This is a genomic window from Edaphobacter paludis (assembly GCF_039993895.1).
GTDB lineage: Bacteria > Acidobacteriota > Terriglobia > Terriglobales > Acidobacteriaceae > Edaphobacter > Edaphobacter paludis.
Genome location: NZ_CP121194.1, coordinates 2,859,742 through 2,883,776 on the forward strand (window position 1 = coordinate 2,859,742; position 24,035 = coordinate 2,883,776).

General features: G+C 59.0%; 21 protein-coding genes, 1 tRNA gene and 1 riboswitch. Of the genes, 9 read left to right on the forward strand and 13 right to left on the reverse strand.

Annotated elements, in window-relative coordinates:
* Nucleotides 1–23: 23 nt before the first annotated feature.
* On the forward strand, nt 24–812 hold the full coding sequence (locus P4G45_RS11880) for a glycosyltransferase family 2 protein (protein WP_348266689.1): 789 nt from the start codon (nt 24–26) through the stop codon (nt 810–812).
* A 53-nt stretch (nt 813–865) separates the two neighbouring features.
* Complete coding sequence (locus P4G45_RS11885; protein WP_348266690.1) at nt 866–1,318, forward strand: cobalamin B12-binding domain-containing protein; 453 nt, start codon at nt 866–868, stop codon at nt 1,316–1,318.
* On the opposite strand, the gene P4G45_RS11890 is transcribed toward P4G45_RS11885, so the two are convergent.
* From P4G45_RS11890 to P4G45_RS11910, 5 genes are all read right to left on the reverse strand, one after another.
* Nucleotides 1,275–2,015: an SDR family oxidoreductase gene (locus P4G45_RS11890; RefSeq protein WP_348266691.1), complete on the reverse strand. Its 741-nt coding sequence runs from the start codon at nt 2,013–2,015 to the stop codon at nt 1,275–1,277. The two genes, P4G45_RS11885 and P4G45_RS11890, sit on opposite strands and share 44 nt — an antisense overlap.
* A 36-nt stretch (nt 2,016–2,051) precedes the next feature.
* Nucleotides 2,052–2,489 carry a thioesterase family protein gene (locus P4G45_RS11895; RefSeq protein WP_348266692.1) on the reverse strand — a complete coding sequence of 146 codons (438 nt, stop codon included), beginning with the start codon at nt 2,487–2,489 and terminating at the stop codon, nt 2,052–2,054.
* 137 nt (nt 2,490–2,626) lie between these two features.
* On the reverse strand, nt 2,627–3,418 hold the full coding sequence (locus P4G45_RS11900; RefSeq protein ID WP_348266693.1) for an enoyl-CoA hydratase-related protein: 792 nt from the start codon (nt 3,416–3,418) through the stop codon (nt 2,627–2,629).
* A gap of 7 nt (nt 3,419–3,425) precedes the next feature.
* Nucleotides 3,426–4,298 carry a hydroxymethylglutaryl-CoA lyase gene (locus P4G45_RS11905; RefSeq protein ID WP_348266694.1) on the reverse strand — a complete coding sequence of 291 codons (873 nt, stop codon included), beginning with the start codon at nt 4,296–4,298 and terminating at the stop codon, nt 3,426–3,428.
* An 11-nt stretch (nt 4,299–4,309) separates the two neighbouring features.
* Nucleotides 4,310–6,022, reverse strand: a complete 1,713-nt coding sequence (locus P4G45_RS11910; protein ID WP_348266695.1) for an acyl-CoA carboxylase subunit beta — start codon at nt 6,020–6,022, stop codon at nt 4,310–4,312.
* A 104-nt stretch (nt 6,023–6,126) separates the two neighbouring features.
* Between P4G45_RS11910 and pncA the strand changes: the two genes are divergently transcribed.
* Both pncA and P4G45_RS11920 read left to right on the forward strand, forming a co-directional pair.
* Entirely contained in the window at nt 6,127–6,762 is a 636-nt protein-coding gene (gene pncA / locus P4G45_RS11915) for a bifunctional nicotinamidase/pyrazinamidase (protein ID WP_348266696.1), read from the forward strand.
* Nucleotides 6,759–7,118, forward strand: a complete 360-nt coding sequence (locus tag P4G45_RS11920; RefSeq protein WP_348266697.1) for a hypothetical protein — start codon at nt 6,759–6,761, stop codon at nt 7,116–7,118. Before pncA ends, P4G45_RS11920 begins: the two co-directional genes overlap by 4 nt.
* 30 nt (nt 7,119–7,148) lie before the next feature.
* On the opposite strand, the gene P4G45_RS11925 is transcribed toward P4G45_RS11920, so the two are convergent.
* Together P4G45_RS11925 and P4G45_RS11930 are read right to left on the reverse strand one after the other, a co-directional pair.
* Nucleotides 7,149–9,620, reverse strand: a complete 2,472-nt coding sequence (locus tag P4G45_RS11925; protein WP_348266698.1) for a TonB-dependent receptor — start codon at nt 9,618–9,620, stop codon at nt 7,149–7,151.
* Nucleotides 9,621–9,655: 35 nt separating this feature from the next.
* A riboswitch (cobalamin riboswitch) is annotated at nt 9,656–9,866 on the reverse strand.
* A 190-nt stretch (nt 9,867–10,056) separates the two neighbouring features.
* On the reverse strand, nt 10,057–11,022 hold the full coding sequence (locus P4G45_RS11930) for a quinone oxidoreductase (protein ID WP_348266699.1): 966 nt from the start codon (nt 11,020–11,022) through the stop codon (nt 10,057–10,059).
* Between the two features lie 135 nt (nt 11,023–11,157).
* Here P4G45_RS11930 and P4G45_RS11935 point away from each other — a divergent pair, with 135 nt between their 5' ends.
* Nucleotides 11,158–11,694, forward strand: a complete 537-nt coding sequence (locus tag P4G45_RS11935; RefSeq protein ID WP_348266700.1) for a hypothetical protein — start codon at nt 11,158–11,160, stop codon at nt 11,692–11,694.
* Between the two features lie 8 nt (nt 11,695–11,702).
* Here the strand turns inward: P4G45_RS11935 and P4G45_RS11940 are convergent, their stop codons facing one another.
* Both P4G45_RS11940 and P4G45_RS11945 read right to left on the reverse strand, forming a co-directional pair.
* A complete protein-coding gene (locus tag P4G45_RS11940; RefSeq protein ID WP_348266701.1) occupies nt 11,703–12,677 on the reverse strand; it encodes a glycosyltransferase family 2 protein in 975 nt (324 codons plus the stop codon).
* Nucleotides 12,678–12,783: 106 nt separating this feature from the next.
* Nucleotides 12,784–12,860, reverse strand: a tRNA-Arg gene (locus tag P4G45_RS11945).
* Between the two features lie 73 nt (nt 12,861–12,933).
* Between P4G45_RS11945 and ispG the strand changes: the two genes are divergently transcribed.
* Nucleotides 12,934–14,169, forward strand: a complete 1,236-nt coding sequence (gene ispG / locus P4G45_RS11950; protein WP_348266702.1) for a flavodoxin-dependent (E)-4-hydroxy-3-methylbut-2-enyl-diphosphate synthase — start codon at nt 12,934–12,936, stop codon at nt 14,167–14,169.
* A gap of 126 nt (nt 14,170–14,295) precedes the next feature.
* Nucleotides 14,296–15,294, forward strand: a complete 999-nt coding sequence (locus P4G45_RS11955) for a polysaccharide deacetylase family protein (RefSeq protein WP_348266703.1) — start codon at nt 14,296–14,298, stop codon at nt 15,292–15,294.
* Here P4G45_RS11955 and P4G45_RS11960 read toward each other — a convergent pair.
* Both P4G45_RS11960 and P4G45_RS11965 read right to left on the reverse strand, forming a co-directional pair.
* Nucleotides 15,291–16,463: a glycosyltransferase gene (locus tag P4G45_RS11960; protein WP_348266704.1), complete on the reverse strand. Its 1,173-nt coding sequence runs from the start codon at nt 16,461–16,463 to the stop codon at nt 15,291–15,293. The two genes, P4G45_RS11955 and P4G45_RS11960, sit on opposite strands and share 4 nt — an antisense overlap.
* The gene (locus P4G45_RS11965; RefSeq protein ID WP_373694199.1) at nt 16,460–17,719 is read right to left on the reverse strand and encodes a spinster family MFS transporter; all 1,260 of its coding nucleotides are present in this window, start codon (nt 17,717–17,719) and stop codon (nt 16,460–16,462) included. Before P4G45_RS11965 ends, P4G45_RS11960 begins: the two co-directional genes overlap by 4 nt.
* Nucleotides 17,720–18,062: 343 nt before the next feature.
* On the opposite strand from P4G45_RS11965, the gene P4G45_RS11970 reads away from it, so the two are divergent.
* Complete coding sequence (locus tag P4G45_RS11970) at nt 18,063–19,325, forward strand: DUF5009 domain-containing protein (protein ID WP_348266706.1); 1,263 nt, start codon at nt 18,063–18,065, stop codon at nt 19,323–19,325.
* A 20-nt stretch (nt 19,326–19,345) separates the two neighbouring features.
* Here P4G45_RS11970 and queF read toward each other — a convergent pair whose 3' ends face one another.
* Both queF and P4G45_RS11980 read right to left on the reverse strand, forming a co-directional pair.
* Nucleotides 19,346–19,765 carry a preQ(1) synthase gene (queF, locus tag P4G45_RS11975; RefSeq protein ID WP_348266707.1) on the reverse strand — a complete coding sequence of 140 codons (420 nt, stop codon included), beginning with the start codon at nt 19,763–19,765 and terminating at the stop codon, nt 19,346–19,348.
* Nucleotides 19,766–19,928: 163 nt separating this feature from the next.
* On the reverse strand, nt 19,929–21,104 hold the full coding sequence (locus tag P4G45_RS11980; RefSeq protein ID WP_348266708.1) for a M48 family metallopeptidase: 1,176 nt from the start codon (nt 21,102–21,104) through the stop codon (nt 19,929–19,931).
* Between the two features lie 202 nt (nt 21,105–21,306).
* Between P4G45_RS11980 and P4G45_RS11985 the strand changes: the two genes are divergently transcribed.
* The gene (locus tag P4G45_RS11985) at nt 21,307–24,030 is read left to right on the forward strand and encodes a family 78 glycoside hydrolase catalytic domain (protein WP_348266709.1); all 2,724 of its coding nucleotides are present in this window, start codon (nt 21,307–21,309) and stop codon (nt 24,028–24,030) included.
* Nucleotides 24,031–24,035: the final 5 nt, after the last annotated feature.

Below are 24,035 nucleotides of genomic sequence, written 5' to 3' on the forward strand. Positions count from 1 at the left end.
CAGCGCTACACCTGTGTGAAGCCATGCCTCAGAAGCTGTCCGTAGCCATCATCACCCTCAATGAAGAGGCCAACCTCCGCCGCACCCTCGCCAGCGTTCAGTTTGCGGACGAAGTAATCGTTCTCGACTCCGGCTCGACGGATTCAACCCTTGAAATCGCCGGGTCGTTCAAGAACACGAAGGTGTTTTGCGAGGAATGGAAGGGATTCTCTCAACAGAAGAACTCTGCGATTGAGAAGTGCTCCGGCACTTGGGTTCTTTCGCTCGATGCCGACGAAGAACTCTCTCCCGAGTTGCAGACAGAGATACGCCTTCTGCTCATTGGAGAGCCGCGTGCCGATGCCTATCTGCTGCGCCGGCGCAATCTTTTTCTCGGTCGCTGGATACGCTACGGCGGCTACTACCCAGATGCTAAGCTACGCCTCTTCCGTCATCACGCCGCGAACTTTGCGCCCCCGGCCCGGTTCACCGAGCGTCCCGTCCACGAGACCATAACCTTTGAAGGCAAGCTCGAAACGCTCCATCACGATCTCATTCATCATGCTTATCCCACTATCGAGAGCTACATCGAACACATGGATCGATATAGCACCTTGGGCGCGCAAATCGTGATCGAGAGGGGAAAGACCAGCCGCTCCTGGATGGCCTTTTACTGGAATATCGTCGCCGTTCCCACCTTCACCTTCACCTGGAATTACTTCTTCCGACTCGGCTTCCTCGACGGCCGTGAAGGTCTGCTTCTCCATCTCTACCACTCCACTTACACCAGTTGGAAGTATGCAAAGGCCTGGCAGACAATCAGCAAACGCTGACGCCGCCTCAACGAGGCCGCGTATACTTACGGCTCCCGTATACTTATGGATCGATGGAGCGTTCAGCGCCAATCCGTGTTTTGGTCGCCAAGCCCGGCCTCGACGGCCACGATCGTGGCGCAAAGATCATCGCGCGCGCGCTCCGCGACGCAGGCATGGAGGTCATCTACACGGGCTTGCGGCAGACACCGGAGATGATCGTCAATGCCGCGGTGCAGGAAGACGTGGACTGCATCGGCCTTTCCATCCTCTCCGGCGCGCACAACATCATTGTCCCGCGCATTATTGCACTGCTTCGCGAACAGAATGCCGAAGACATCCTCCTCATCCTCGGCGGCACGATTCCTGATCAGGATGCAGAGGCCCTGCGAAAAAGCGGCGTCTCGGCCATCTTCGGACCGGGAACGCCGCTGGAAACGATCATCAATTTCATTCGCAACAACGTAAAACCCCGTGGCCTGCTTACCAGGGAAGCGCCTCTCCCATATGAAAATAGCCACCCGTAGGACCGTCCTCCGGCAGCGTAGCCAACTGCACCGAAGTCTTCACGCCATCTTCAATTTCCATCATTGCGCCTTCTCCACCCATCTCAGTCTTTACCCAGCCAGGATGCGCCGAGTTCACCTTGATGTTGGTATTTGCAAGCTCATGCGCGAGGTGGATCGTGAAAGAGTTCAACGCCGCCTTCGAGGCATCGTAGGCAAAGGTCTTCGCATCGTAGACGTACGAGCCCTTCTTGGCGTGAAGCGTCAGGGAACCCAGAATGCTGGACAAGTTCACGATGCGTCCTGCCTTGCTCTTCCGCAGCAACGGCAGCAACGCCTGCGTCAAAGCGACCACTGCAAAGAAATTGGTATCGAAGGTCTTCCGCAAAACTTTATCTGAGGTTGTGCTCGTCTGGTTCGGGCCACGGTTGTCCAGGAAGACTCCCGCATTGTTCACGAGAATGTCCAGCACACCGAAATCCTTTTCGATGGCCTTGGCCACAGCAGCATAATCCGCCGGGTTATCGACATCCAGCTTTATCGGACGGGCGTCAATTCCCTCTTTTTTTAGGGTGGATGCAGCCGCCTCGGCCTTGGCGAGATCGCGAGCAGCCAGCAAAACCGTGATGCCCTGCGCGCCCAGTTGCCGTGCCGTCTCCAGCCCAAGGCCGCGGTTGGCGCCGGTAATCAGCGCAATCTTTTTTTCTTGTGAACTCATCGTCATACCTCGTTGTGTTCCCTGATTGGGATTCATCTATGAGATGAGGTGCGCCGCAAAACGTTCCGCATATTTCTGAGGAAGAGATCGTTTTTTCATATCGGGCCCAACCACGACGTGCACCGTCTCCCCTTCGCATAGCAAAACGCCATCCGCCACACGCGCAATCCTGTACGCAAACCGCACCAGAGCGCCACGAGCCGCAACCAGCCGCGTGTGCACGATCAATTCATCGTCATAGCGAGCGGGAGCCTTATATCGCGCCGATACGTCGACGACCGCGATTCCACAGCCTTCCTCGCGCTCCATGGATTTGTAGTCCAGCCCCAATTGGCGAATGAACTCCACTCGCCCCACTTCAAACCAGATCAAATAATTTGCGTGGTACACCACGCCCATCTGGTCGGTCTCCGCGTACCGCACGCGCACGCGTGTCTCACCGATCGATGGCTTTTCAGTTACAGGATTAGTCATTCTTACAGTTTACCGAAGCAGGGGGCGACATTTCAGGCGAAAGCCCATTACGGATCGACGCAGGCAAGAGTGAATGAAGCGCGCCCATGGCGATCCCATATCAATAAGCCTTGCTTCTCATCCGTGGTGATCCGCGTTCATCCGCGGTCGGTCTTCGCCCAGACCGGCTTACGCTTCTCCAGAAACGATGAAACACCTTCACGAAAATCCTGTGTCGTTCTGGCTTCGGCGTTTGCCGCCATTGCATACTCAATTGCTGTATCGAGCCATGCTTTATTCTGCGCGGCCAGCAGTCGTTTCGTCGCAGCCATCGACTCCGGACTATTTGTGGCTAAACATCGCGCAAGCTCCCGGGTACGAGCGCGCAGATCCTCCGGATGCAGTACCTCATTCACCAGTCCCAGGCGATGTGCCTCTTCCGCGGGAAATAACCTGCCCGTCAACAGCAGGTCTCGCGCCCGCTTATCACCGATCTGCAGCGTCAAGAACGCCGATACCAGCGCCGGCACAAAGCCGATCTTCACCTCGGTATATCCGAACTTCGCACCGTGCACGGCAAGCGTGAAATCGCAGATCGTCGCCAACCCCGCGCCACCGGCTATCGCCGCGCCATGCACCGCCGCGATCGTCGGCTTGGGCAGCTCAAAGATCGAGCGAAAGAGGCGGGCCACGCGATCCGCATCTGTCGTATGTTCCTCGATCGACTTATTATTCATCTCCTGCAACGAACTCAGATCGAGTCCCGCGCAAAACGCTGCGCCCGCGCCCGCGAGTACCACTACGCGGCAACTGCCCGTAGCTGCCTCCCGCATGGCAGCCAGCAACTCCTCCTGCATCTGCGGAGTCATCGCATTGCGCCGCTCAGGGCGGTTCAGCGTGATCGTTCGAATTGCACTCTCTTCCGCAACCAGGATCGTTTTGTAGCTCATCGGCCCCTCACTGAACTCTCGCACCAAATTTACGCGAAATCTCCGCACTCGCCGCAAGTAAACCATCCAGAGGACGCATCGGCGGCAACTCCGCGCCCAGAGCCTTCAACTCCTCTAACACCATCTCGGTCGGAAGGTTCCCCACCAGCGCATCCTGCGCAAACGGACAGCCGCCCAGCCCGCCAATCGCCGTATCGAACCGCCTGCATCCCGCGCCATACGCTGCCCGTACCAACTCGCGCGCGCCCTCGTAGCGGGCATGAAGATGAACTCCCACTTCCACGGCATCGTGCACCGCCATTACCTCGGCAACTACATCGACAACCTGCTTTGGTGTGGCAAGTCCTACGGTATCCGCGAGCGATATCTGCCGCACTCCGCTGTCGATCAGCAGATCGCAGGCAGCGACAACCTCATCGATGTCCCAGGCCTCCCCATAGGGATTCCCAAACGCCATCGAGATATACGCCACCACATCCAGTCCCGCCTTGTACGCCAGCGTGCCCACCTGCTCCAGCGCATCGAGCGATTCTTCGGGCGTCTGATTCTGATTGCGTTGCAAGAATCCCGGCGAGATCGAATACGGAAATCCCAGCGTCTGCACGCTCCCCGACTTGATTGCCCGCTCCGCGCCTTTCGCATTCACAACGATGCCGATAATCTCGACATCATCGGGCGGATCGAGGTACTCCAACACCTTCTCCGAGTCCGCCATCTGCGGTACCGCCGCGGCGGAGACAAAGCTCACTGCGTCGATATGCTTGAAACCAGTGGCGATCAACACTCGCAGATAGTCTGCCTTTATCTCAGCCGACATGTGCACCGGCAAACCCTGCCATGCATCTCGGGGACATTCAATAATCTTTACTGCATCGCTCATGACTAAGTCTTTCATGTCTGCAACACCCCGGGATTAAACTTCGCCACCTCAGGATTCAAACTAGCCGCCTCCAGAGCTGTCATCAACACCTGCCGCGTCTGGGCAGGATCGATAATCGCATCAATCCAGAGCCGCGCCGCACCATACCTTGGATCGGCCTGCGCGTCATAGGTCGCCTTGATTTCGTCATACAGAGCCTTCCTGTCCTCGTCCGTCAGCACCTTTCCTCCGCGCTCCATCTGCTTCACCCGCACTTCGACCAGAGTATTGGCAGCCGAAGCCCCGCTCATCACTGCGTACCGCGCCGTGGGCCATGCGAACAGGAATCGCGGATCATATGCCTTGCCGCACATCGCATAGTGCCCTGCCCCGAAGCTGCCGCCAACGATGACCGTGATCTTCGGCACCACACTTGTGCTCACCGCGGAGACCATCTTCGCTCCCGCGCGAATGATGCCACTCCACTCCGCGTCCTTGCCCACCATGAAGCCGTTCACGTCATGCAGAAATATCAACGGAATCAGACTCTGGTTGCAATCCATGATGAACCGCGCCGCCTTCTGCGCGCTTTCCGTATAGATGACGCCGCCAAACTCCGTCCGCTTGCTGCCGTCGAGCGCCGTCTGCTGCTGGTGCACCTTCTGGTTGGCGACGATTCCTACTGCCCGTCCGCCAATTCGCGCATAACCACATAACACCGTTCGGCCAAAGTCAGCCTTGTACTCATCGAATTCGCTGCGATCGACGATCCGCGCAATGACTTCGCGCATGTCATATACATTGGTTGCCGCCTTCGCCGGATCAGGATCAATCAGCCCATATAAATCCTCAGCCGCGTACTTGGGCGCATCCCTTGCAGCGTCGTATTCCACGATGCTGAACGGAGCCTTAGCAGGCGAGCCGATCTTTCCCACCAGAGAGCGCAGCCGGGCAATGCATAGATGATCATTCGGCTCCTTGAAGTCCACCGTGCCTGAAATTTCCGAGTGCATCGAAGCGCCGCCCAATTCCTCCGCGCCGGTCTTTTGCCCAATCGCCGCCTGCACCAGCGACGGCCCCGCCAGAAACAGCCCAGAGCCCTCTGTCATCAGCACCGTATCGGTCATCACCGGAAGATACGCGCCCCCGGCCACGCACATCCCCATGATCGCCGTAATCTGCGGCACCCCCAGCGAACTCATCACCGCGTTGTTGCGGAAGACCCGGCCAAAGTCGTCCGTATCGGGGAAGACGTCTTCCTGCAAGGGGAGGAAGACCCCGGCGGAGTCCACCAGGTAAAGCGTGGGAATGCGGTTCTCCAGAGCAATCGTCTGCGCGCGCAATACCTTCTTCGCGGTCATCGGGAAGAACGCGCCAGCCTTCACCGTCGCATCATTGGCGACGATCATGCACAATCGCCCACTCACCCGACCCAGCCCGGTCACTACTCCCGCCGCCGGAGCGCCGCCGTACTCCTCATACATTCCATGAGCCGCCCACAGTCCAAGCTCCAGCAGCTCCGTTCCTTCGTCGAGCAGCAGTTTCAGCCGCTCGCGCACCGTAAGCCGTCCCTTGGAATGTTGCGCCTCGGTCGCCTTAGCACCGCCGCCGAGCCGAATCGTATCTTCCTCAGTTCGCACAGCCCCGAGCAGCGTAAGCAATGCACTCCGGTTCGCCGCAAACCGAGTGGCCTTCAAATCCAGTTTTGTGGCTAACGCATTTTCAAACTTCAATTCATCCGCCATCACACCATCCACGAAAAACCTGCCAGTAGCACGATACAGTGTAGGACTGGCGATACACTTCTTTGACGAGAACTAAGCTCTCTCAAGCGGTACGATAAGCGGCCATGACTATCACCCCACAAGCCGACGACGCCCTTCTAGTCATCGACGTCCAAAACGACTTCATGCCTGGCGGGGCCTTGCCTGTTACCGAAGGCGATCAGGTAGTCCCCATCATCAATGCTCTCGCGAAAAAGTTCGAGCACGTCATCCTTACCCAGGACTGGCACCCCTCCGAGCACATCTCCTTCGCTGCCAGCCACCCAAACAAGAAGCCTTTCGAGACCATTCAGGCCCCCTACGGCGCGCAGACCCTCTGGCCCGAACACTGCCGACAGAACACCCCCGGCGCTTCATTCCACCCCGCCCTCGACATCCCGCACGCAGAACTCATCCTGCGCAAAGGCTTCCGCCGCCACATCGACAGCTACTCCGCCTTCCTCGAAAACGACCACTTCACCTCGACAGGCCTCGCCGGATATCTTCGCGAGCGCGGCCTCCAGCGACTCTTCCTCTGCGGCCTCGCCTATGACTTCTGCGTCCGATTCTCCGCCATCGACGGCACCGCCCTCGGCTTCGAGTGCATCGTCATCGAGGACGCCACTCGTCCCGTGAATTTGCCCAGCTCCGTCTCAGCGACCAACGCAGCCCTCCGCGCAGCGGGCGTCGAGCGCATCCACTCCCGGCAGATCGTCGCATGAAGAAGCGCACGCAAAGCCCGGATTTCCCCTGGCTCGAAACTCAGGCCAAGGTCACCGCCTGCAAGTACGACTTCGGAGCAGGACAGGCCCTCGCCTTCGGCATCCCCACCAGCAAGCACTTCCTTATCAGCTTCAGCTACTACGCCCACGGCCAGACCTTCACCGACGAGTTCCGCTCACCTACCTACCTTGAACAGGGCAGTACCTTCGTCATCACCTATAACCCGCTGTCTCCTCAGCAAAACAGCAAGTCCACGGCGGCTCTTCCTACGAAGACCCCTCTCTTCGCCATTGGCGTCGTTGGCTCCATCATCATTTCGCTCATCTGGCTTGTCATGATGCGCGGGTGCCGGTAGGTCCCCGCGCATCCCCCAACGACTCGATGTCTAGTTGCCCCCGATTCTCAGTTTGAGGCCGGCGCGGAAGGTGAACGGCAGGCCGGGATAGCCGATGGGACCGGTGTGCTGCTGGCTGAGGAGATTGCTTAGCTGGCTAAAGACGGTGACGCGGTGCGTGGCGGCGTAGAGGAAGTTTGCGTCCAGCTTCGCGTAGCCGAAGTCGAGGTTGTGATTGGGAAGCAGGAGGCTGTTGCCGAAGTTAGGATCGAATCCGTCCAGGTACGTGGAGTCATCGGCGCGGCTGGCGAGGGCACCCTTGAAGGCTGCGGAGAATTTGCTGGTCGTATACTGCGCGCTGAAGAAGCCGGTATGTGGCGGCCGACGGAAGGGACGGGCTCCAATCAGGGGGCTTTCCGCACCGATCGCGATGCCGGGGAGATTCGGATTCTCCGTGGGGTTTCCGGTGTTGGCCGCGATCGCATCACCAGAGAAGGACTGGATAACCACGGCATTGAGGTAGGTATAGCCTCCACGCAGAAAGATGTGGCGGGTGGGCTGGTATTGCAACTCGGTTTCGAGGCCCTGAGCGCGAAAAGCCAGCGAGTTGATGTAGGCCGAGAAGATGCCGGAGACGACGCTGGGCGGCAGGCCGAAGTATTGCTGCAGCGCACCGGACTGCACGCCTTCCAACTGGTGGTCGAAGATGTTGTGGAAGTAGCCTGCCTTGAAGATCAGCTTCTGGCTGAGTATGTTCTGATCGATGCCAACGTCGTAGGTACGGGAGCGCTCGGCGTCAATGGGTTTGATGTGGTACTGATCGATTGCGGCTGTGTTACCGGCAAGTTCCAACTGCTTGTACAGGCTCACGAACTCGGTTGAAAGGTTGGGCTCCTGAACACCGGTGGCCACGTTGGCGCGGAGCTTGGTGCCTTTGAACCAGCCGGTGCCGGGGCGAACGGGAACGCAGGCGAGACCGAGGCGCGGGGTTCCTGCCACGCCGTAGAGGTGGTTCTTTTCAATCGCTCCGCCGAGCGAGTAGAAGAGGCGATTCTTGATGTCGCCCTGAAACTGGAGGGTGTACTGGTAGTTGGTGCGCTTTATGATCTCGTCCTCGCCGAAGTCGGGCTCGACGAAGCTGCCGCGCTCGTTCTCGTACCGGAAACCGAAGAGCGCGGTGAGGTGATGGGTGAAGGTGTAGTCGGACTGGTAATAAAGTTCGTCGCGGTTGGAGACGGAGTCTTCATTGGGCAGGAAGAAGGAGGCCTGTCCGGTAGCGGTGTAGCCGTTGGCTCCGCGAATGGTGACGACGTTGCCGAAGTATTCGGTGAAGGGGCCGCTGCCGAAGTCGTAGGTGATGGGCTGACCGACGTTAGTGAACTGGTGCTCCTGCTCGCGCTTGCGGGCGATGCCGTAGCGAACGAGGTTGTGCCATTTGCTTTGGAGGGCGCGGTTTTCGAGGGTGAGGCCGGAGTAGATGTCCTGGTCTCCCTGCTTGCCATCGCTGGAGATGCCGTAAAAGTCATGCGCGCTGGGCAGGCCACTGGCCGAGACGGCGTTGCGCAACGTGAGGCGGGCCTGCGTGTTCGCCGTAATGTTATAGCCAAGGTTAGCGACCGAGGTGGCGGAGTGATACTTGTCGCGAGGCAGCGCGTTGGAGCTGTCGAAGCGCGAGAAGGCTCCGTAATAGTCGAGGCGGTTCCATGCACCGCTGAGAGCGGCTTCGTTGCGATAGGTGTAGAAGTTGCCTGCGTCGCCGGAGTAGTTGAGCACAGGGTGAAGAGAGTTACCGCGCGGCGTCTTGAGGCTGACAACAGAGGCTCCGGCATCGGAGCCGTAGAGCACACTGTTCGGACCGCGATAGAACTCAAGCCCGGAGAGACCCGTGCTGGAGACATTGCCAAAGTCGAAGACGCCGCCAACATCTTCTGCGGGGATGCCGTCGATGAGGACCTTATTTGCGGTGGAATTTCCGCCTCGGACGAAGAGCGAGGTAGCTCCGCCGTACTGGCCGGTCTGAACAGCGGCGACGCCAGGAGACTGGCGTAGGTCATCGACGATGCCAACCTGAGTGGCGAGGTCGGAGGCCGGGATAAGTGTGATCGGCGAGCTTACCTGCTGGATGGGCGTCGGAATTCCCGTCGCCGTGACCGTGACCGAGGTGGTGACGGAGGCGACTTCAAGCGTGACGTCGCGGGTGACGACGTCGGTGCGGCCGCCATAGAAGTCCTGGCCGATGTTGGGCGTGAAGGTGGCCGCAGAGGTCAGCAGGAGGAACCGCCCGGGAGCAGTGCTGCGGATCTCGAACGATCCGTCCGGCCCGGTAAGCGATACGGCGATGGCGCTCTTGCCCTGAATAAGTTGGACGCGGGCTCCTGCTACGGCTGCGCCGAGTGGGTCGGTGACGGTGCCGCGAACGATGACGGCACGACTGGATGGAACAGCGAGCAGAAGGATGGCGGCGAGTGCGGCGAGCGCACGCAGAGATGACGCGACCGCTGAGCGGTGCAAGGGTGCAGGCATGAGTGAAGCTCCTCCATTCCCCCCTCGGGAATGTGGTTGATGTACGCAGACGGAACCGGTCTCCTGACTGACGCGATGCATGATAGCCGTGGTGCTGACCGCGTCCCTTCCCAATGCGCTGGCATCAGTGGGAGCGGCTGGCTGACATTCACGCAGCGGTGCAGCGGCTGCGTGCGCGAATCACAGTTGCGGGGCAGTGGCGGAGTTTCACCGCGCTTCCCGAGCATTCCGAATCGGGACAAAGGGTTGAGTGGGACGGACAGCGCTACGATGCCATGCCGCAGGGAAAGAGGGTGAGATTCAAGTTTGAGCCAAGCTTTAGGGGAAGTCAAAGAAGACGGGATACGACGGCGGATTACGCGGATAGACGCGGATAAAAGCTATTTAAAAGAATGTCTTAATCCGCGTTATCCGTGTAATCCGTGGTCGGTTTTTGTTATGGGATGAGGAGCAGCTTGCCCGTAGTGATGCGGGATTCGAGGTCGCGGTGGGCGTGAGCGGCGTCCGTCAGGGGATAGGTGTGTTCGAGGCGGAGCTTGAGTGTGCCGTCGGCGATGGAGTTGAGGACTGCAGTGGCGCGGAGTTCGAGGTCCTGCCGGGTGGCGATGTAATCCTTGAGCGTGGGCCGGGTGATGTAGAGCGAGCCGAGGGCGGAGAGCTTAATTAGGTCGAAGGGTGGAACCGCGCCGCTGGAGCCGCCGAAGAGCACGAGCGTACCGCGAGGCCGGAGGACTTCGAGCGACTTGTCGAAGGTAGATTTACCCACCGAATCATAGACAGCGTTGAGACCCTTGGGGGCTTGCTTTTTGATCTTCGCGGCGAAGTCTTCCTGGGTATAGAGAATCACTTCGTCGGCCCCGGCAGCGCGTGAGAGGGCAGCTTTCTCTTCGCTGGAGACGGTGGTGAACACGCGGGCACCGAGGGACTTTGCCATCTGGGTGAGAAGCAGTCCTACGCCTCCGGCGCCCGCGTGGATGAGGACTTCGTCGCCGCGGCGAATGGGGTAGGTGGAGTGGGCGAGGTAGTGGGCGGTCATGCCCTGCAGCATGGCTCCTGCGGCCTGCTGGAAGGTAACCGCTTCAGGGATTTGGACGAGGCGATCGGCGGGAGCTACCGCCAGTTGCGCGTAGGTTCCGGGAACGCCGCACCAGGCCACGCGGTCACCCGCCTTTACCATGGTGACGTTATCTCCAGTCGCGACGACAGTTCCGGCTGCCTCCTGGCCGAGAGTGTAGGGAAGTTTCGCGGGATATCGGCCCTCGCGAAAGTAGACGTCGATGAAATTGACGCCGGAGGCTTCGAGTCGAACGAGGGCTTCGCCGGGACCGGGGGTTGGAGTAGGTAGATCGCGGAGGGTGAGAACTTCGGGACCGCCGGTGGCGAGGATCTGGATGGCTTGCATTCTGAATTGGATGCGCCGCGCGGGCCAACGATCATTGCAGTCTTTGTGACTGGAAGAGCTTCCAGACTTTCTGAAATTCCTGTTCTGGATTTACGCTTACCGCATAATGGATAGGTCACTTTTTGAGGTGCACGGATGCGGTATGGGCTGGGTCGTTGGCAAGCAAAGGGGCGGTGGGCCGGATTGCTCGGCGCGGGGTTGGCAGTAGCTATCCTGGGTTGTCATGAGAAGAAGCAGGATTTGTCCATCGCCGGAGTAGCCCCGGAAGCATCTGCATTGCTGGCGGACAAGGGAGCGGCGGCAATCGCGACGGTCTGTACTCGGCAATCGTATGCAACGGCAAAGGTGGGGCTGATTGCAGGCGAGACGGGACTACAGGAAGACGTGTTCGAGATGCGCGATCCAGTGTCGTTTACGATCGTACCTTACCGTCTGCGGGCAACGGTGAGGCTGGAGGCGTTACTTCGGCAAGGAGCGGGGGCAGCCGGGCGTCCCAAGGATCAAACCCAATGTATGCAGGACTTTGCCGATCACTTGAAGACACTAAGCGATCCGTTGGTCGAGGCAGCCAGGAGCCAGAAGGCAGTCGACGCGCTGGCCTTCCACGACGCCGAAAAAGAGGCCCAGCAGGAGATCGAGACACAGGAGCGGATGGAAAAGAGCTCTCGATAACAGTCTTATTACTGGAGCAGGCTCTCTTCAGAGCGCAGACGAATGACGCGGTCCACCGCATAAGGGGCGCGGTGGGCGGCGGTGAAGAAGTGGCGCACCTGTAGCTCTCCAAGCAGGCCGATCCCCATCATCTGAATTCCCGCGAGAATGAGGATACCGGCGATGACAAAGATGGGGCCGTGCTGGTCCATGACGGGTTGCCCAGTGATGAGCTTGAGGATGAAGAGCCAGATGGCAAGGCCGGAACCAGTGGCCATGCCAAGCGCTCCGATCGTCCCGAAGAAGTGCAGCGGGCGGGTCATGTACTTCAGTAGAAATCGGATGGTCAGCAGATCGAAGAACACGCGGAAGGTGCGTGAGATGCCATAGTGGCTCTTGCCGAACTCGCGTGCCGGGTTTGAGATGGGAATTTCGCAGATGCTGGCTCCGTACCAGGACGCGAGCGCCGGAATGAAGCGGTGCATCTCGCCGTAGAGGGGGATGTTCTGGATGACCTCGCGGCGGTATGCCTTGAAGGTAGTGCCGAAGTCGTGGATGTTGACGCCGCTCAGGGTCGCCATGAGCCAGTTGGCGGCACGCGAAGGAATTCGGCGCATGATGAAGTTATCGCCCCGGTGCGAACGCCAGCCGCTTACGACGTCGTAGCCTTCCTCCAGCTTCGAGAGAAATGTGGGGATCTCGTTGGGATCGTGCTGCAGGTCGCCGTCCATAGCGAGAATGAACTCACCCGTAGCGTGGTCGAAGCCCGCGGCTAGCGCTGAAGTCTGACCAAAGTTGCGGCGCAGCTTGACGACCAGTACGCGGCTATCTACGGCCGCAATCTCTTCCAACAGGCGATAGGTGCGGTCACGGGAGCCGTCATCGACGAAGACCAGTTCGAATGTGTCGCCTACATGCTCCATGATGGCCTTCAGGCGGTCGTAGAGCGTGGTGACATTCTCTTCTTCGTTATGAAACGGCACGACAATGGAATATTTCGACACTTTGTAATGATACTCCCCGGACGTCTATGATTTAGACACATTTACAGCGGAGGAGTTGCACTTTTTATTCGGAATGTGGGCTTTTCACGAAATTTGAAGCTGGGGGTGGTGGCCCGGGCAGGAGTCCAACCTGCGACCTTCGCGTTAGGAGTGCGCTGCTCTATGCAACTGAGCTACCGGGCCAGATGACGTATCGATGACAGTGTATCGCGGCGATTCCCCGCGACACGATGCTAAACTTGAAGATGGAGAATTTATGCCTGATATACAGCGTCGGCGTGCGGTAACGGTAAATGTAGGTGGAGTTCGTGTGGGTTCGGATGCACCAGTCGTGGTGCAGTCCATGACGAATACGGACACGGCAGACGTGGAATCGACCGTGCAGCAGGTGGCTGCGCTGGCACGCGCCGGCTCCGAGATGGTGCGCGTCACGGTGAACAATGATGAGGCAGCGAAAGCTGTCCCTTACATCGTTGAAGAACTGGCGAAGAAGGGCTGGACGACTCCGATCATTGGGGACTTCCACTACAACGGACATCAGCTGCTGGCCAAATATCCCGATACCGCAGAGGCATTGGCGAAGTACAGGATCAATCCCGGCAACTGCTCGATTGGGCGCAAGGATGACGACAATTTTCGAACCATGGTTGAGGTCGCAGTCAAGCACCAAAAACCCGTGCGCATCGGGGTGAACTGGGGCTCCCTCGACCAGGCCCTGTTGACGAAGATGATGGATGAGAACTCCAAGACCGCCAATCCCTTGCCCGCGCGTGACGTGATGATGGAGGCAATGGTGGTGTCGGCGCTCGACAATGCGGCTGCGGCTGAGCGCTATGGATTGCGTCGCGACCAGATTCTACTGTCGGCCAAAGTCTCCGGAGTGCGCGACCTGATCGATGTTTATACGGAGCTGGCAAAGCGGTGCAACTATGCTCTGCATCTTGGCCTGACCGAGGCCGGCATGGGAATGAAAGGCGTGGTGGCCTCGACGGCTGGATTGGCCCCTCTATTGCTTTCTGGAATTGGGGATACGATTCGGGTGAGTCTGACGCCGACCCCAGGGGGGGATCGCAGCGAAGAGGTTCGCTGTGGTCAGCAGATTTTGCAATCGCTGGGAATTCGCAGCTTTATGCCCCAGGTGACGAGCTGCCCAGGGTGCGGGCGGACGACTTCGACCTACTTCCAGGAATTGGCAGAGCGCGTGCAGGGATATCTGGTGGCGTCCATGCCGGAGTGGAAAAAGCGATACCCGGGAGTGGAAGAATTGAAGCTGGCGGTAATGGGTTGCATTGTTAATGGACCCGGAGAAAGTAAACACGCCAATATTGGCATCTCACTTCCAGGAACCTTTGAAGAGCCGAAGGCTCCGGTATATGTTGACGGAAAATTGTTTACGACATTGAAGGGCGACAGGATCGTCGAAGAGTTTCAAGTGATCCTGGACGAGTACGTCGAAAAGCGGTATGGACATGAGTTGGTAGGGAGTTTGTAGACTGCATCCGTCTTTCCACCTGTATCAATAGCTTGGATGTATTGTTACTTAGTAAGAAATACAGCACCGAATGCGTAGCTAAAAGCATCGGCCATAACCGCTTTTTCCTCCCCGAAAGAGAGTTGTATGTCTTACCAATTGATACTCGCCCGCACTTTACAGAGACTGGGAATACTCCGCGCACTCGAACTGTGGCGGTCAAAGCCCGGCATTCTGATTGTGAATCATCATCGGATCGGCACGCCTGATGAGACTGGCTTTGACCGGGACCTGTTCAGCGCAACTGCCGACGAACTGGATGCGCAGGTCCAATACTTCAAGCAGCGGGCTCCGATCATCTCCGGCGAGGAGTTGGAAGACCTCGTATCTGGCAGGACTCCGCTAAAGCGGCTTTATGTAGCATTTACATTTGACGATGGATACCTCGACAATTACACCAAGGCCTTCGACGTCTTCCGCAGCGCGGGAACCACGGCGGCGTTTTTCCTGGTCACCGATTATGTGGGAACGGCCACCGTGCCTTGGTGGGACGAGATTGCCTATAGGGTGCGGAATACCAGGAGAACAGAGATCAATCTCGAGTATCCGACACCCCTGAAAGTTCCGCTGAATGGACACCGGGAAGCCTCGATCGCCACCGTCCTCCAGCATTACAAACGCACCGATAATATTTGTGGCGAGGAGTTTCTGGCTGAGATCCGCCGTGAGACCGAGTGCGACCTTCCTTTGCCGAAGCGACGTTTTCTGAACTGGGACGAAGCCCGTGAGATGCGTGACGCGGGAATGGCGATTGGGTCACACACCCGTTCGCATGCAATTCTCGGTCGGCTTTCGCCGGAGTTGCAGAAGCAGGAGCTTGAGGATTCGAAGAAAGAGATTGAAGCTCGGCTAGGAAGTAAAGTGAGGGGCCTCGCCTACCCGGTGGGCGCGAGAAACTGCTTCAGCCATGCTACGGAACAGATCGCCATGGATGCGGGATATAGCATGTGCTTCTCGGCGTACGGAGGCATGAACGACGCCACTCACTTGAATCGAAGCAATCTGCTGCGCGGGACGGTGCCATCGAATCCGGAAAGATTCCGGGCCGTGGCAACGGTGAGAACTAGTCTGGGGCGGCATCTCTAGGAAGTGCGTGCGATCTTTTGGCGGAGTTCGGCGAGCGAGTAGAAGGTGCCTCGCCAGGTAACTCCTCCCTGCTTGAGGGTGATGAACATGGAGCGTAGCAGGCTGTAGATGAAGAGTATTGCGCTTGCCGGGAAGAAAACGGCGTACCAGGCAGAGATACCGCTAAGCCGACCGGCGAGACGATAGAGCATCGCTATCCCTGCGATGGTGATGACAGCGGGGATACGTGTCGCGGGTGATATCAGGAACGCAAGCGGGGCCAGGTAGAAGAGGGTCAGCCAGGCGCAGGCGGCCAGCAAAAAAGAGATGTGAAATTGGAAGACGGCGAAGAGGTTTTTCGTCATCACTCCGACCACGCCCATGGCCCCCCGCGCCCAGTGGACTTTGACGAGGCCTGGAGAGACAGCCACGCGCTGGCGAAGTTTCATTACCTTCACGAGGCGGGCGAGGGTCAGGTCTTCCAGGATCTCCATCCGCACCGCTTCGAACCCGCCTAGCTTCTGGTAAGCAGAGGCGCGGAGCAGGCAGAACGCCCCAATGCCTATGAAGTCGCGCACGGCCCGAGGATTGTCGGCGCGCCAAGGACGCGTGGCCCAGAGGCCGAGGACCTGGAGGAAGCCGAGGAGCATGCCTTCGCCGGAGGTCTTAATGATAGGAGTGGGTAGGGTGACGAAATGGTCAGCCCTGGTAGCAACGGCTTGCGCAAGGCAGCGTCGGATGGCATCGGGACGGAAGAGGATGTCGGCGTCAGTGAAGAGGAGGTAGTCGGAACTGGCATGACGAGCGGCGAACGCCATCGCGTGCGTCTTGCCCAGCCAGTTAGGTGGAAGTTCGGTTACGCGGAGGACATGCAGCTTTGCCGGGTGTTCCACGGCGAGAGCTTCCATGATCGCGCCAGTCCGATCAGTGGATCGGTCATTGATAGCGATGATCTGGAGGTTGGCGTAGTCCTGTTGCAGGAGAGACTCGAGGCAGGCGGCTACGTCTGCAGCCTCATTGCGTGCGGGCACGATGACGGTGAGGGATGGATTCCCATCGGGAGTTACGTCGTATTGGGGCAGGGTGATATCTGGAATGTGAGGGAGGCCGCGCGCCGCGCCGATCGCCTTCCAGACCCAGGCAACGGCGACCGGCCACGCCAGATAAGGCAGGATGTGCGTTGCATTCATGCGGCTGTCGACATCTCGGGTGAGTGCAATTCGGGAGCGTATCTCGATCCCACAAAGAAGATGACGGACGCGAGAACCAGGGTGACAAGGGTGGCTCCGAGGCCGGTGTTGAGATTGCTTCGGTCGCTGATGCTTCCGATGATACGCGGAGAGATGGCATCGCCGAGTGCGTGGATAATGAAGAGCTGTCCGGCGAGCGCGGTGGCGCGGATCTCCGGGCGCACAGCATTGACCGTGGCTGCGTTGACTGGCCCAGTTCCGAGGAAGATGAGGAAGATGGCGACGGCAAGGGCCGGGAGCGTGAAAGCCTTAGGCCCAAAGAAGCAGACGAGCGCAGGGGGAACAGCTAACAACGCGCTCCATGCGGGCACGAGGTAAAGTGCTTTGGAATTCTTATGCGACCACTTCTGTGCGACCGTACCGCCGACGATGGTACCGAGCAGACCGGTAACTACAGTGATAGCTCCCATGACATAGGCGGCGGAGGACTCGCTGCGGCCGTTGACGCGCTGGAGGAACGAAGGCATCCACCACGAGATTCCGCCCAGCGAGAAGGTGACGGCCGCGTAGCCGAGGATCGAGGCGAGATAAGCCTTGTTCTTGAGGAGCGTAAGGACGGTGTCCTTCTTCAGTTCGGCTTTATCGTGCTGGCTGGCTCCGCGCGCAGGTTCCTTCATGAAGAAGGCGATGAGGAGCGCAATGATGACGCCGGGGCCCGCCGAGACGATGAACGACATGCGCCAGCCGTAGTGCTGGCCGACAGTGCCGCCTATGAGATAGCCGAGGGCCGCGCCGACGGGGATGGCTACGTTGAAGACGGTGAGGACTCGGTTGCGCTGGTCTTCGGGGTAGAAGTCCGCGAGGATGGCGGGAGCGAAGATGCCAAAGCTGGCTTCACCGATTCCGAGCGCTGCGTGGCGGATGTTGAGCGAGTCGTAGGAGTGGACGGTAGCAGTGAAGAAGTTGATGCTACTCCAGAAGAGGGCGGCGATGACGATCATCGGCTTACGCGGAAAGCGGTCGCCCAGCCAGCCGGTGATCGGCGAGGTGAGCATGTAGGCCAACATGAACCAAAGGGTGAGCGAACCGATCTGCGCGTCGGTGGTGTGAAACTCGCCCTTTATCTGTTCCTGAACGCCGGGAAGAATGTAGCGGTCGATATAGTTGACGAAGTTGAGGGCGGTGAGCAGGACCAGAGCGGTGGTGGCTCCTACGACAGTGGCGGCGCCAGGAGTGGGTTTGGTCACAGAGGCCATGTTGGGAAGGATAGCAGCGGATGGTGGTTGTCCGGTCATCGCATTTCCTCAGGTACCACCCTCCCACCTTAAAGTATCCAAAGTCTTCAAAACAAGAGACCTAAGTCCGGACTTCGGTGCAGAAGTCACGCTTAAACACGTTAGTCCGGCGTTGGCCGGACTAACGTTTCGCTGATTTAAGGATAGCAGGCATGTCAAGCGATGAGATGTTGGAAAGCACATAAGACCCTACTTCTCCGAGGGAGATACCTTGTAGCTTTGGCCCAACCGAATCCCATGTGCTACCGTACGTAGGCCTTCGCGCTCTATGGTTACAAGTCACGGGTACCGTTCCAGATTCGGCATGAGATACGTAATCGAGGTGAACCGGATGCAGTCGACAATCAGCGAATCCACCGGCGAGGTCGTCCAGGCAGCAACGAGGCCGATCGCGGCGCCAGGGCCTCCGCGCAACGTTGCCGTCGATGCTTATCGTGGCTTGGTCATGCTGCTGATGATGGGCGAAGTGCTAAGCTTCGCCGCCGTCGCACGCGCATTTCCGCATAGTCTCTTCTGGCACATTCTCGCGTACAACCAGACGCATGTGGAATGGGCGGGACTGGGTCTTCATGACATGATCCAGCCGTCGTTCACGTTTCTGGTGGGTGTTGCCCTTCCCTATTCCATCCATAGCCGTATTCGCAAAGGGCAGAGCTTTCAAAAGCAACTGGCGCATACTCTGTGGCGCAGCCTGATCCTCATTGCGCTTGGGATCTTCCTGCGCTCCACCCATAGCCAGCAGACCTACTTCACATTTGAAGACACGTTGACGCAGATCGGCATGGGGTACACGTTTGCGTTCTTATTGGCGTATTGCCGTCCGCGCTGGCAGTGGATAGCGCTGGCCGTGATCCTTTTTGGGTACTGGCTGGCGTGGGCGATCTATCCTGCTCCGGGACCGAACTTTAACTACGCCGCGGTTGGCGTTCCTGCCGACTGGCACCACAACTTCACTGGATTCGCCGCGCACTGGAACAAGAACAGCAACCTCGGACAGGCCTTCGACGTCTGGTTCCTGAACCTCTTTCCACGCGCATCGCGCTTTGTTTTCAACGAGGGCGGATATCTTACGCTGAGCTTCATTCCTACACTGGGGACGATGCTGCTTGGTCTACGAGCAGGCGAGTGGTTCCGATCGGCTGCGCCTAAGATTCCGGTGAAGCGTTTTTTGATTGCGGGAACGCTTCTTGTCGCTGCGGCGCTGCTGCTGCACGCAACGGGAGTATGCCCTATCGTGAAGCGCATCTGGACGCCGGCCTGGACGCTGTTCAGCGGCGGACTCTGCTTCTACTTCCTCGCGTCGTTCTCGTGGGTCATCGACGTGAAGTTGCATCGCCGCTGGGCATTCCCGCTGGTGGTCGTCGGCATGAACTCGATCGCGGCCTACCTGATCGCCGATCTATTTGGAGAGTCTATCCAACGCAATCTGCATATCCATCTTGGCTACCGGATCTTCCAGCTATTTGGAACGGCGCTGGAGCCGCTGATGTTCGGCCTCGTCGCGCTGCTGATCTACTGGTCGATCCTGTTTTGGATGTATCGCAGAAAAATTTTCCTGCGCATCTGAGACCCGCGACCGCTGCGCTGCTACATCGGGCCTTTGGAGTTTTTGGGGCGTGGGTGGAAGGCTTCGACCACGGTGGAGATGCCGCCACGGGGGCGGAAGTCGCCTACTACTTTGGCCCAGACCGGGTCGCAGGCTTTGACTACGTCGTCGAGCACCTGGTTGACGATGTTCTCCTGAAAGATGCCGAGGTTGCGGTACGTAAAGAGATATTCCTTCAGCGACTTGAGTTCGAGGCAGGTCTTGCGAGGCATGTAGCGGATGGTGATTCGGCCGAAGTCGGGCAGGCCGGTCTTGGGGCAGACGCTGGTGAACTCGGGATCGTCGACGAGGATCTCATAGGCCTTGAACTGGTTCTTCCATGTTTCGATGGCGGGAAATTTAAGGTCGAGGCCGGATGCGGCGTGATCGTCGGTGTAGCCCGTGGTGCGCTTGGTGGTCATATTGCTATTTTATCGCGTGTAGCCGGTTGGTCGGCATGACGCCCCCTAACAGCGATCTGCACCGATTTAACCGATAAAAGCCGACCACGGATTACGCGGATGAGCACGGATTCAAAGCGAAATATTTATCCGTGTTGATCCGCGTTATCCGTGGTCGCGTGTCTTAGTCGCGGCGGCTTAGAGTTGGGCGGTCGTCGCCGGAGTTGGCCGGGTTATTGGGGCTGTTGGGGTCATTGTTCGTGCCGCCGACACGACGCAGTGTGGGCTGGCTGCCCTTGCCCTTGTCGTTGAGTTTGCGCTTGTTCTCCAGGCGGGCGAGGCGGGCCTTGACGTCGTCGAACTCGCTGGTGGTGACCATGTAGTCGGGCCGCGCCGGCATGATGGTGGCGATCTCATCTTCGGAGCGGGCGATGCGGTCGGGGGTCTGGGGATGGTCGGAGAAGACCTTGGCCAGCGTGCCGGGTTTGTGTTTCTCAAGTGCGTCGAGCTTCTCGAAGAACTGGATGAAGGCCTGCGGATCGTAGCCGGCCTTGTACATGTACTGCAGGCCGAGCCAGTCGGCTTCCGCCTCGAAGTTGCGCGAGAACTGGAGGAACGTGACTGGAATGGCTAGTTGCGATGCCTCGTAGAGGCCGTAGCCCGTCCAAGAGCCCTGGGTGAAGATGATGAGCGGGACGGAGCCGATCTGCATGTAGTTCATGCGGGTCATCTCGCGGGCGGCGTGGTGGGCGCAGACATGGGCGATCTCGTGGGCCATAACGCCGGCCAGCTCCGCCTCTTCGTCAGCGGCGAGGATAAGGCCGCTGTTGACGTAGAAGAATCCGCCGGGAAGCGCCATCGCGTTGATCTCGTCCGAGTCGATGACCTTGATGGTGAAGGGGACCTTGCAGTCGGAGTCCTTGACGATGTTCTGGCCAACGCGGTTGACGTACTCGTTGATGACAGGATCGGTGACCAGATGCGCGGACTTTTCGATCTCCATGGAGTACTGCTTGCCGTTGCTGATCTCCCAGTTGGTGGAGTACCAGTTGCCCATACCGCGGCCGCCGATGTTGCGGTCGCCAACAGCGCTGATGTCGTTCTCACTGCCCTTCTTGATGTGGGGGTCGAGATTTTCACCGGGGGATGGAAGCGAATCGGTCTGGGCGGCAGCTTTGGCGGCAGCAGCCTTGCTCTCTTCCGGAGTCGCGGTGGGCTTGCCGGGCAACGGGGATTCGGACGGAATGCTGGACGGACGTGAGGTCGGCGTCTGATTCTGGGGCTGCGTCTGAATCTGGGCAAAGGCCACGGGGCCAAGGATGAGAGAGGCGGCCAGGGCAAGTTGCGTGACGGGTCGCATGAGGGGTCTCCTGATGAGTTGCTTCCCTGCACTTGGACGCAACTCAACACTTCATTTGACGTAGTATGCGCCTTTTAAGGGAGCAAAGGATAGTGAACTGCCTCCCGCCGGATGACGAAAATTCACCAGGGAAAGAATTTACAGAGACACAACAGCCAAGGGCAGGATACTTTTGTAGCGCGGAATACTTGAAGGAGTCTCGATGCGTATATTTTGGTTGCGGGTGGTGGTGTGTGGGTTGTTCGCAGGGCTGGGATGCGGGGCAGGACATGCCGAAGGACGGCTGCTGGCGGCAGCCGGGTTGCGCTGCGATGCGGCGGCGCAACCACTTGCAGTGGAAGATGTTGCTCCGCGGCTGGAGTGGCGGCTGACGGCTGCAAGCGATATGCGTGGGGTTGGGCAGAGCGCCTACCGCGTGCTGGTAGCCTCTTCGCAGCAGGCGCTGGACGCGGGCCAAGGCAATATGTGGGACAGCGGGCGCGTTGAATCCAGCGACAGCTTTGGGGTGGTGTATCGGGGGAAGACGCTGGCAGCGGAGAAGACTTATTTCTGGAAGGTGATGGTTTGGGATGAGCGGGGAGATGCCGCTCCGTGGAGCGCTGTGGGGAGTTGGACGATGGCTCCGGCAGAGTGGACGGCGAAGTGGATTGCACAGGCTGGCACGACCAATGAGACCGCCGAAATGCCGCTATTTCGGCGGCAGTTTGCGGTGAGACCAAAGCTGGTTCGGGCGATGCTGTATGTCTCCGCGCTGGGGCAGGGAGAGGTGCATTTGAATGGCCGCAAGGTGGGCGATGCCGAGCTGGCTCCGTCGTGGACAGACTATCGCAAGACGGTTCGCTATGAGGCTTATGACGTGACCGCGATGCTGCGGCAGGGGAAGAATGCTGTTGGCGTAATGGTGGGCAATGGGATGTTCAACGTAGTGAAGACTCCCGAGCGCTATACGAAGCTGGAGAACAGCTTTGGGCGGCCCATGGTGATGGTCCAGATGCGGTTGACCTATGCGGATGGGAGGTCGGAGGCCGTTGTCAGCGATGCGTCGTGGACGGCGGCGGCAGGGCCGATTACTTTTTCTTCGACGTATGGCGGAGAGGACTATGACGCAACGAAGGAGCAGGCCGGATGGGACTCGGCTGGTTTTCGCGGCGACGGGTGGAAGCCGGTGAGCGTGGTCGATGGGCCGGGCGGAACTCTGGCGACTGAGGTGGCTCCGCCAATCGAAGTGATGAAGACTTACGCGCCGGTGAAGACGACCGAGGTTAAGCCGGGAATGACGGTCTATGACCTGGGACAGAACTTTGCCGGATGGCCCGATGTGAAGGTGCGCGGACCGAGAGGGGCTGTCGTGAAGATGGTTCCGGGTGAGTTGCTGAACGAGGATGGGACGGTTTCGCAGAGAAGTTCCGGTAGCCCGCAGTGGTTTAGCTATACGTTGAAGGGCGGTGGGGTGGAGGAGTGGCACCCGCAGTTCAGCTACTACGGCTTTCGCTATGTGCAGGTGGAGTGGACTTCGGGAAAGGGTGAGGTGGCTTCGCTGACAGGCGATGCGGTGCACACCTCATCGCAGGTGGTGGGCGAGTTTGCAAGCTCGAATGAGATGCTGAACCGCATCCATCATCTGATCGTGATGGCGATGCAGAACAACTCGGTCAGCCTGTTTACCGATTGCCCTCACCGGGAGAAGCTGGGCTGGCTGGAGGAGACGCATCTTGTGGCTCCGGGGCTGATCTTCAATAGCAACCTGCAAGGGCTGTTTGCGGCGACCGAGAAGAACATGGCTGATGCACAGAAGGCCGATGGCATGGTTCCGACGATCGCTCCTGAGTACACCGTGTTTGCGAAGCAGGGCTATGGAGTATTCGATGACTCGCCTGAGTGGGGCTCGGCCAGTGTGCTGGCGGAGTGGTCGGCCTATCGCGCCTATGGCGATGTTGGCGAATTGCAGCGGTCTTACCCCGTGATGCAGCAGTATGTGAAATTTCTCGAAGGCAAGGCAAAAGACGGCATCGTCGCCTATGGGCTTGGCGACTGGTTCGACATTGGACCCGGCGGACCGGGGCTCGGCAAGCAGACGACGCTGGGCGTGACCGCGACGCTGATGCTGTACGAAGACGCGGTGACAATGGCGAAGATTGCCAGACTGTTGGAAAAGCCGGAGGACGCGGCTGGCTATGAGGCGCTGGCCTCGCGGATTGGTACGGCGTTCAATGCGCGCTTCTGGAATGCCGCGACCGGGACGTATGACAAGGGCAGCCAGACGGCGAATGCAATGCCGCTGGCGCTTGGGCTGGCGCCGGAGGCGGAACGGGCTGAGGTGCTGGAGCATATCGTCGCCGACATCCATGCCCATCATGACCATGTGACTACGGGAGAGATCGGCTATCCCTACATGCTGCGTGCGTTGATGGCGGCCGGGCGCAGCGATGTTGTGATGGCGATGATGATGCGGAAAGATCCGCCGAGTTACGGCTCGCAGCTTGAGGCAGGAGCAACGTCGCTGACGGAGGCGTGGGACGCCAATCCCCATAGCTCGCAGGACCACTTCATGCTGGGCGGCGCGGAAGAGTGGTTCTATCGCGGGCTGGGGGGAATCGATTTCGACCTCTCGCGAGTAGTCAACGCAGAGCGGATTACGATCCGTCCGGCTGTGGTCGAAGGGGTGGACTGGGTGCGGTGCTCGTACGAATCAAAGCTGGGAAAGATCGAGAGTGATTGGAAGAAAGAGAATGGATCGCTCACGATGGACGTGACGGTTCCGGCAGGAGAGACAGGCACGGTCTGGATTCCGGCGGCGGATGGAGCTGCGGTGACGGAAGGCGCTACGCCGGCGGAGAAGGCTGCCGGAGTAACGTTCGTGCGTCGGATAAATGGCGCGGAGGTCTACCGCGTAGGATCGGGCAGCTATCACTTTACGGTGAAGTAACTGGC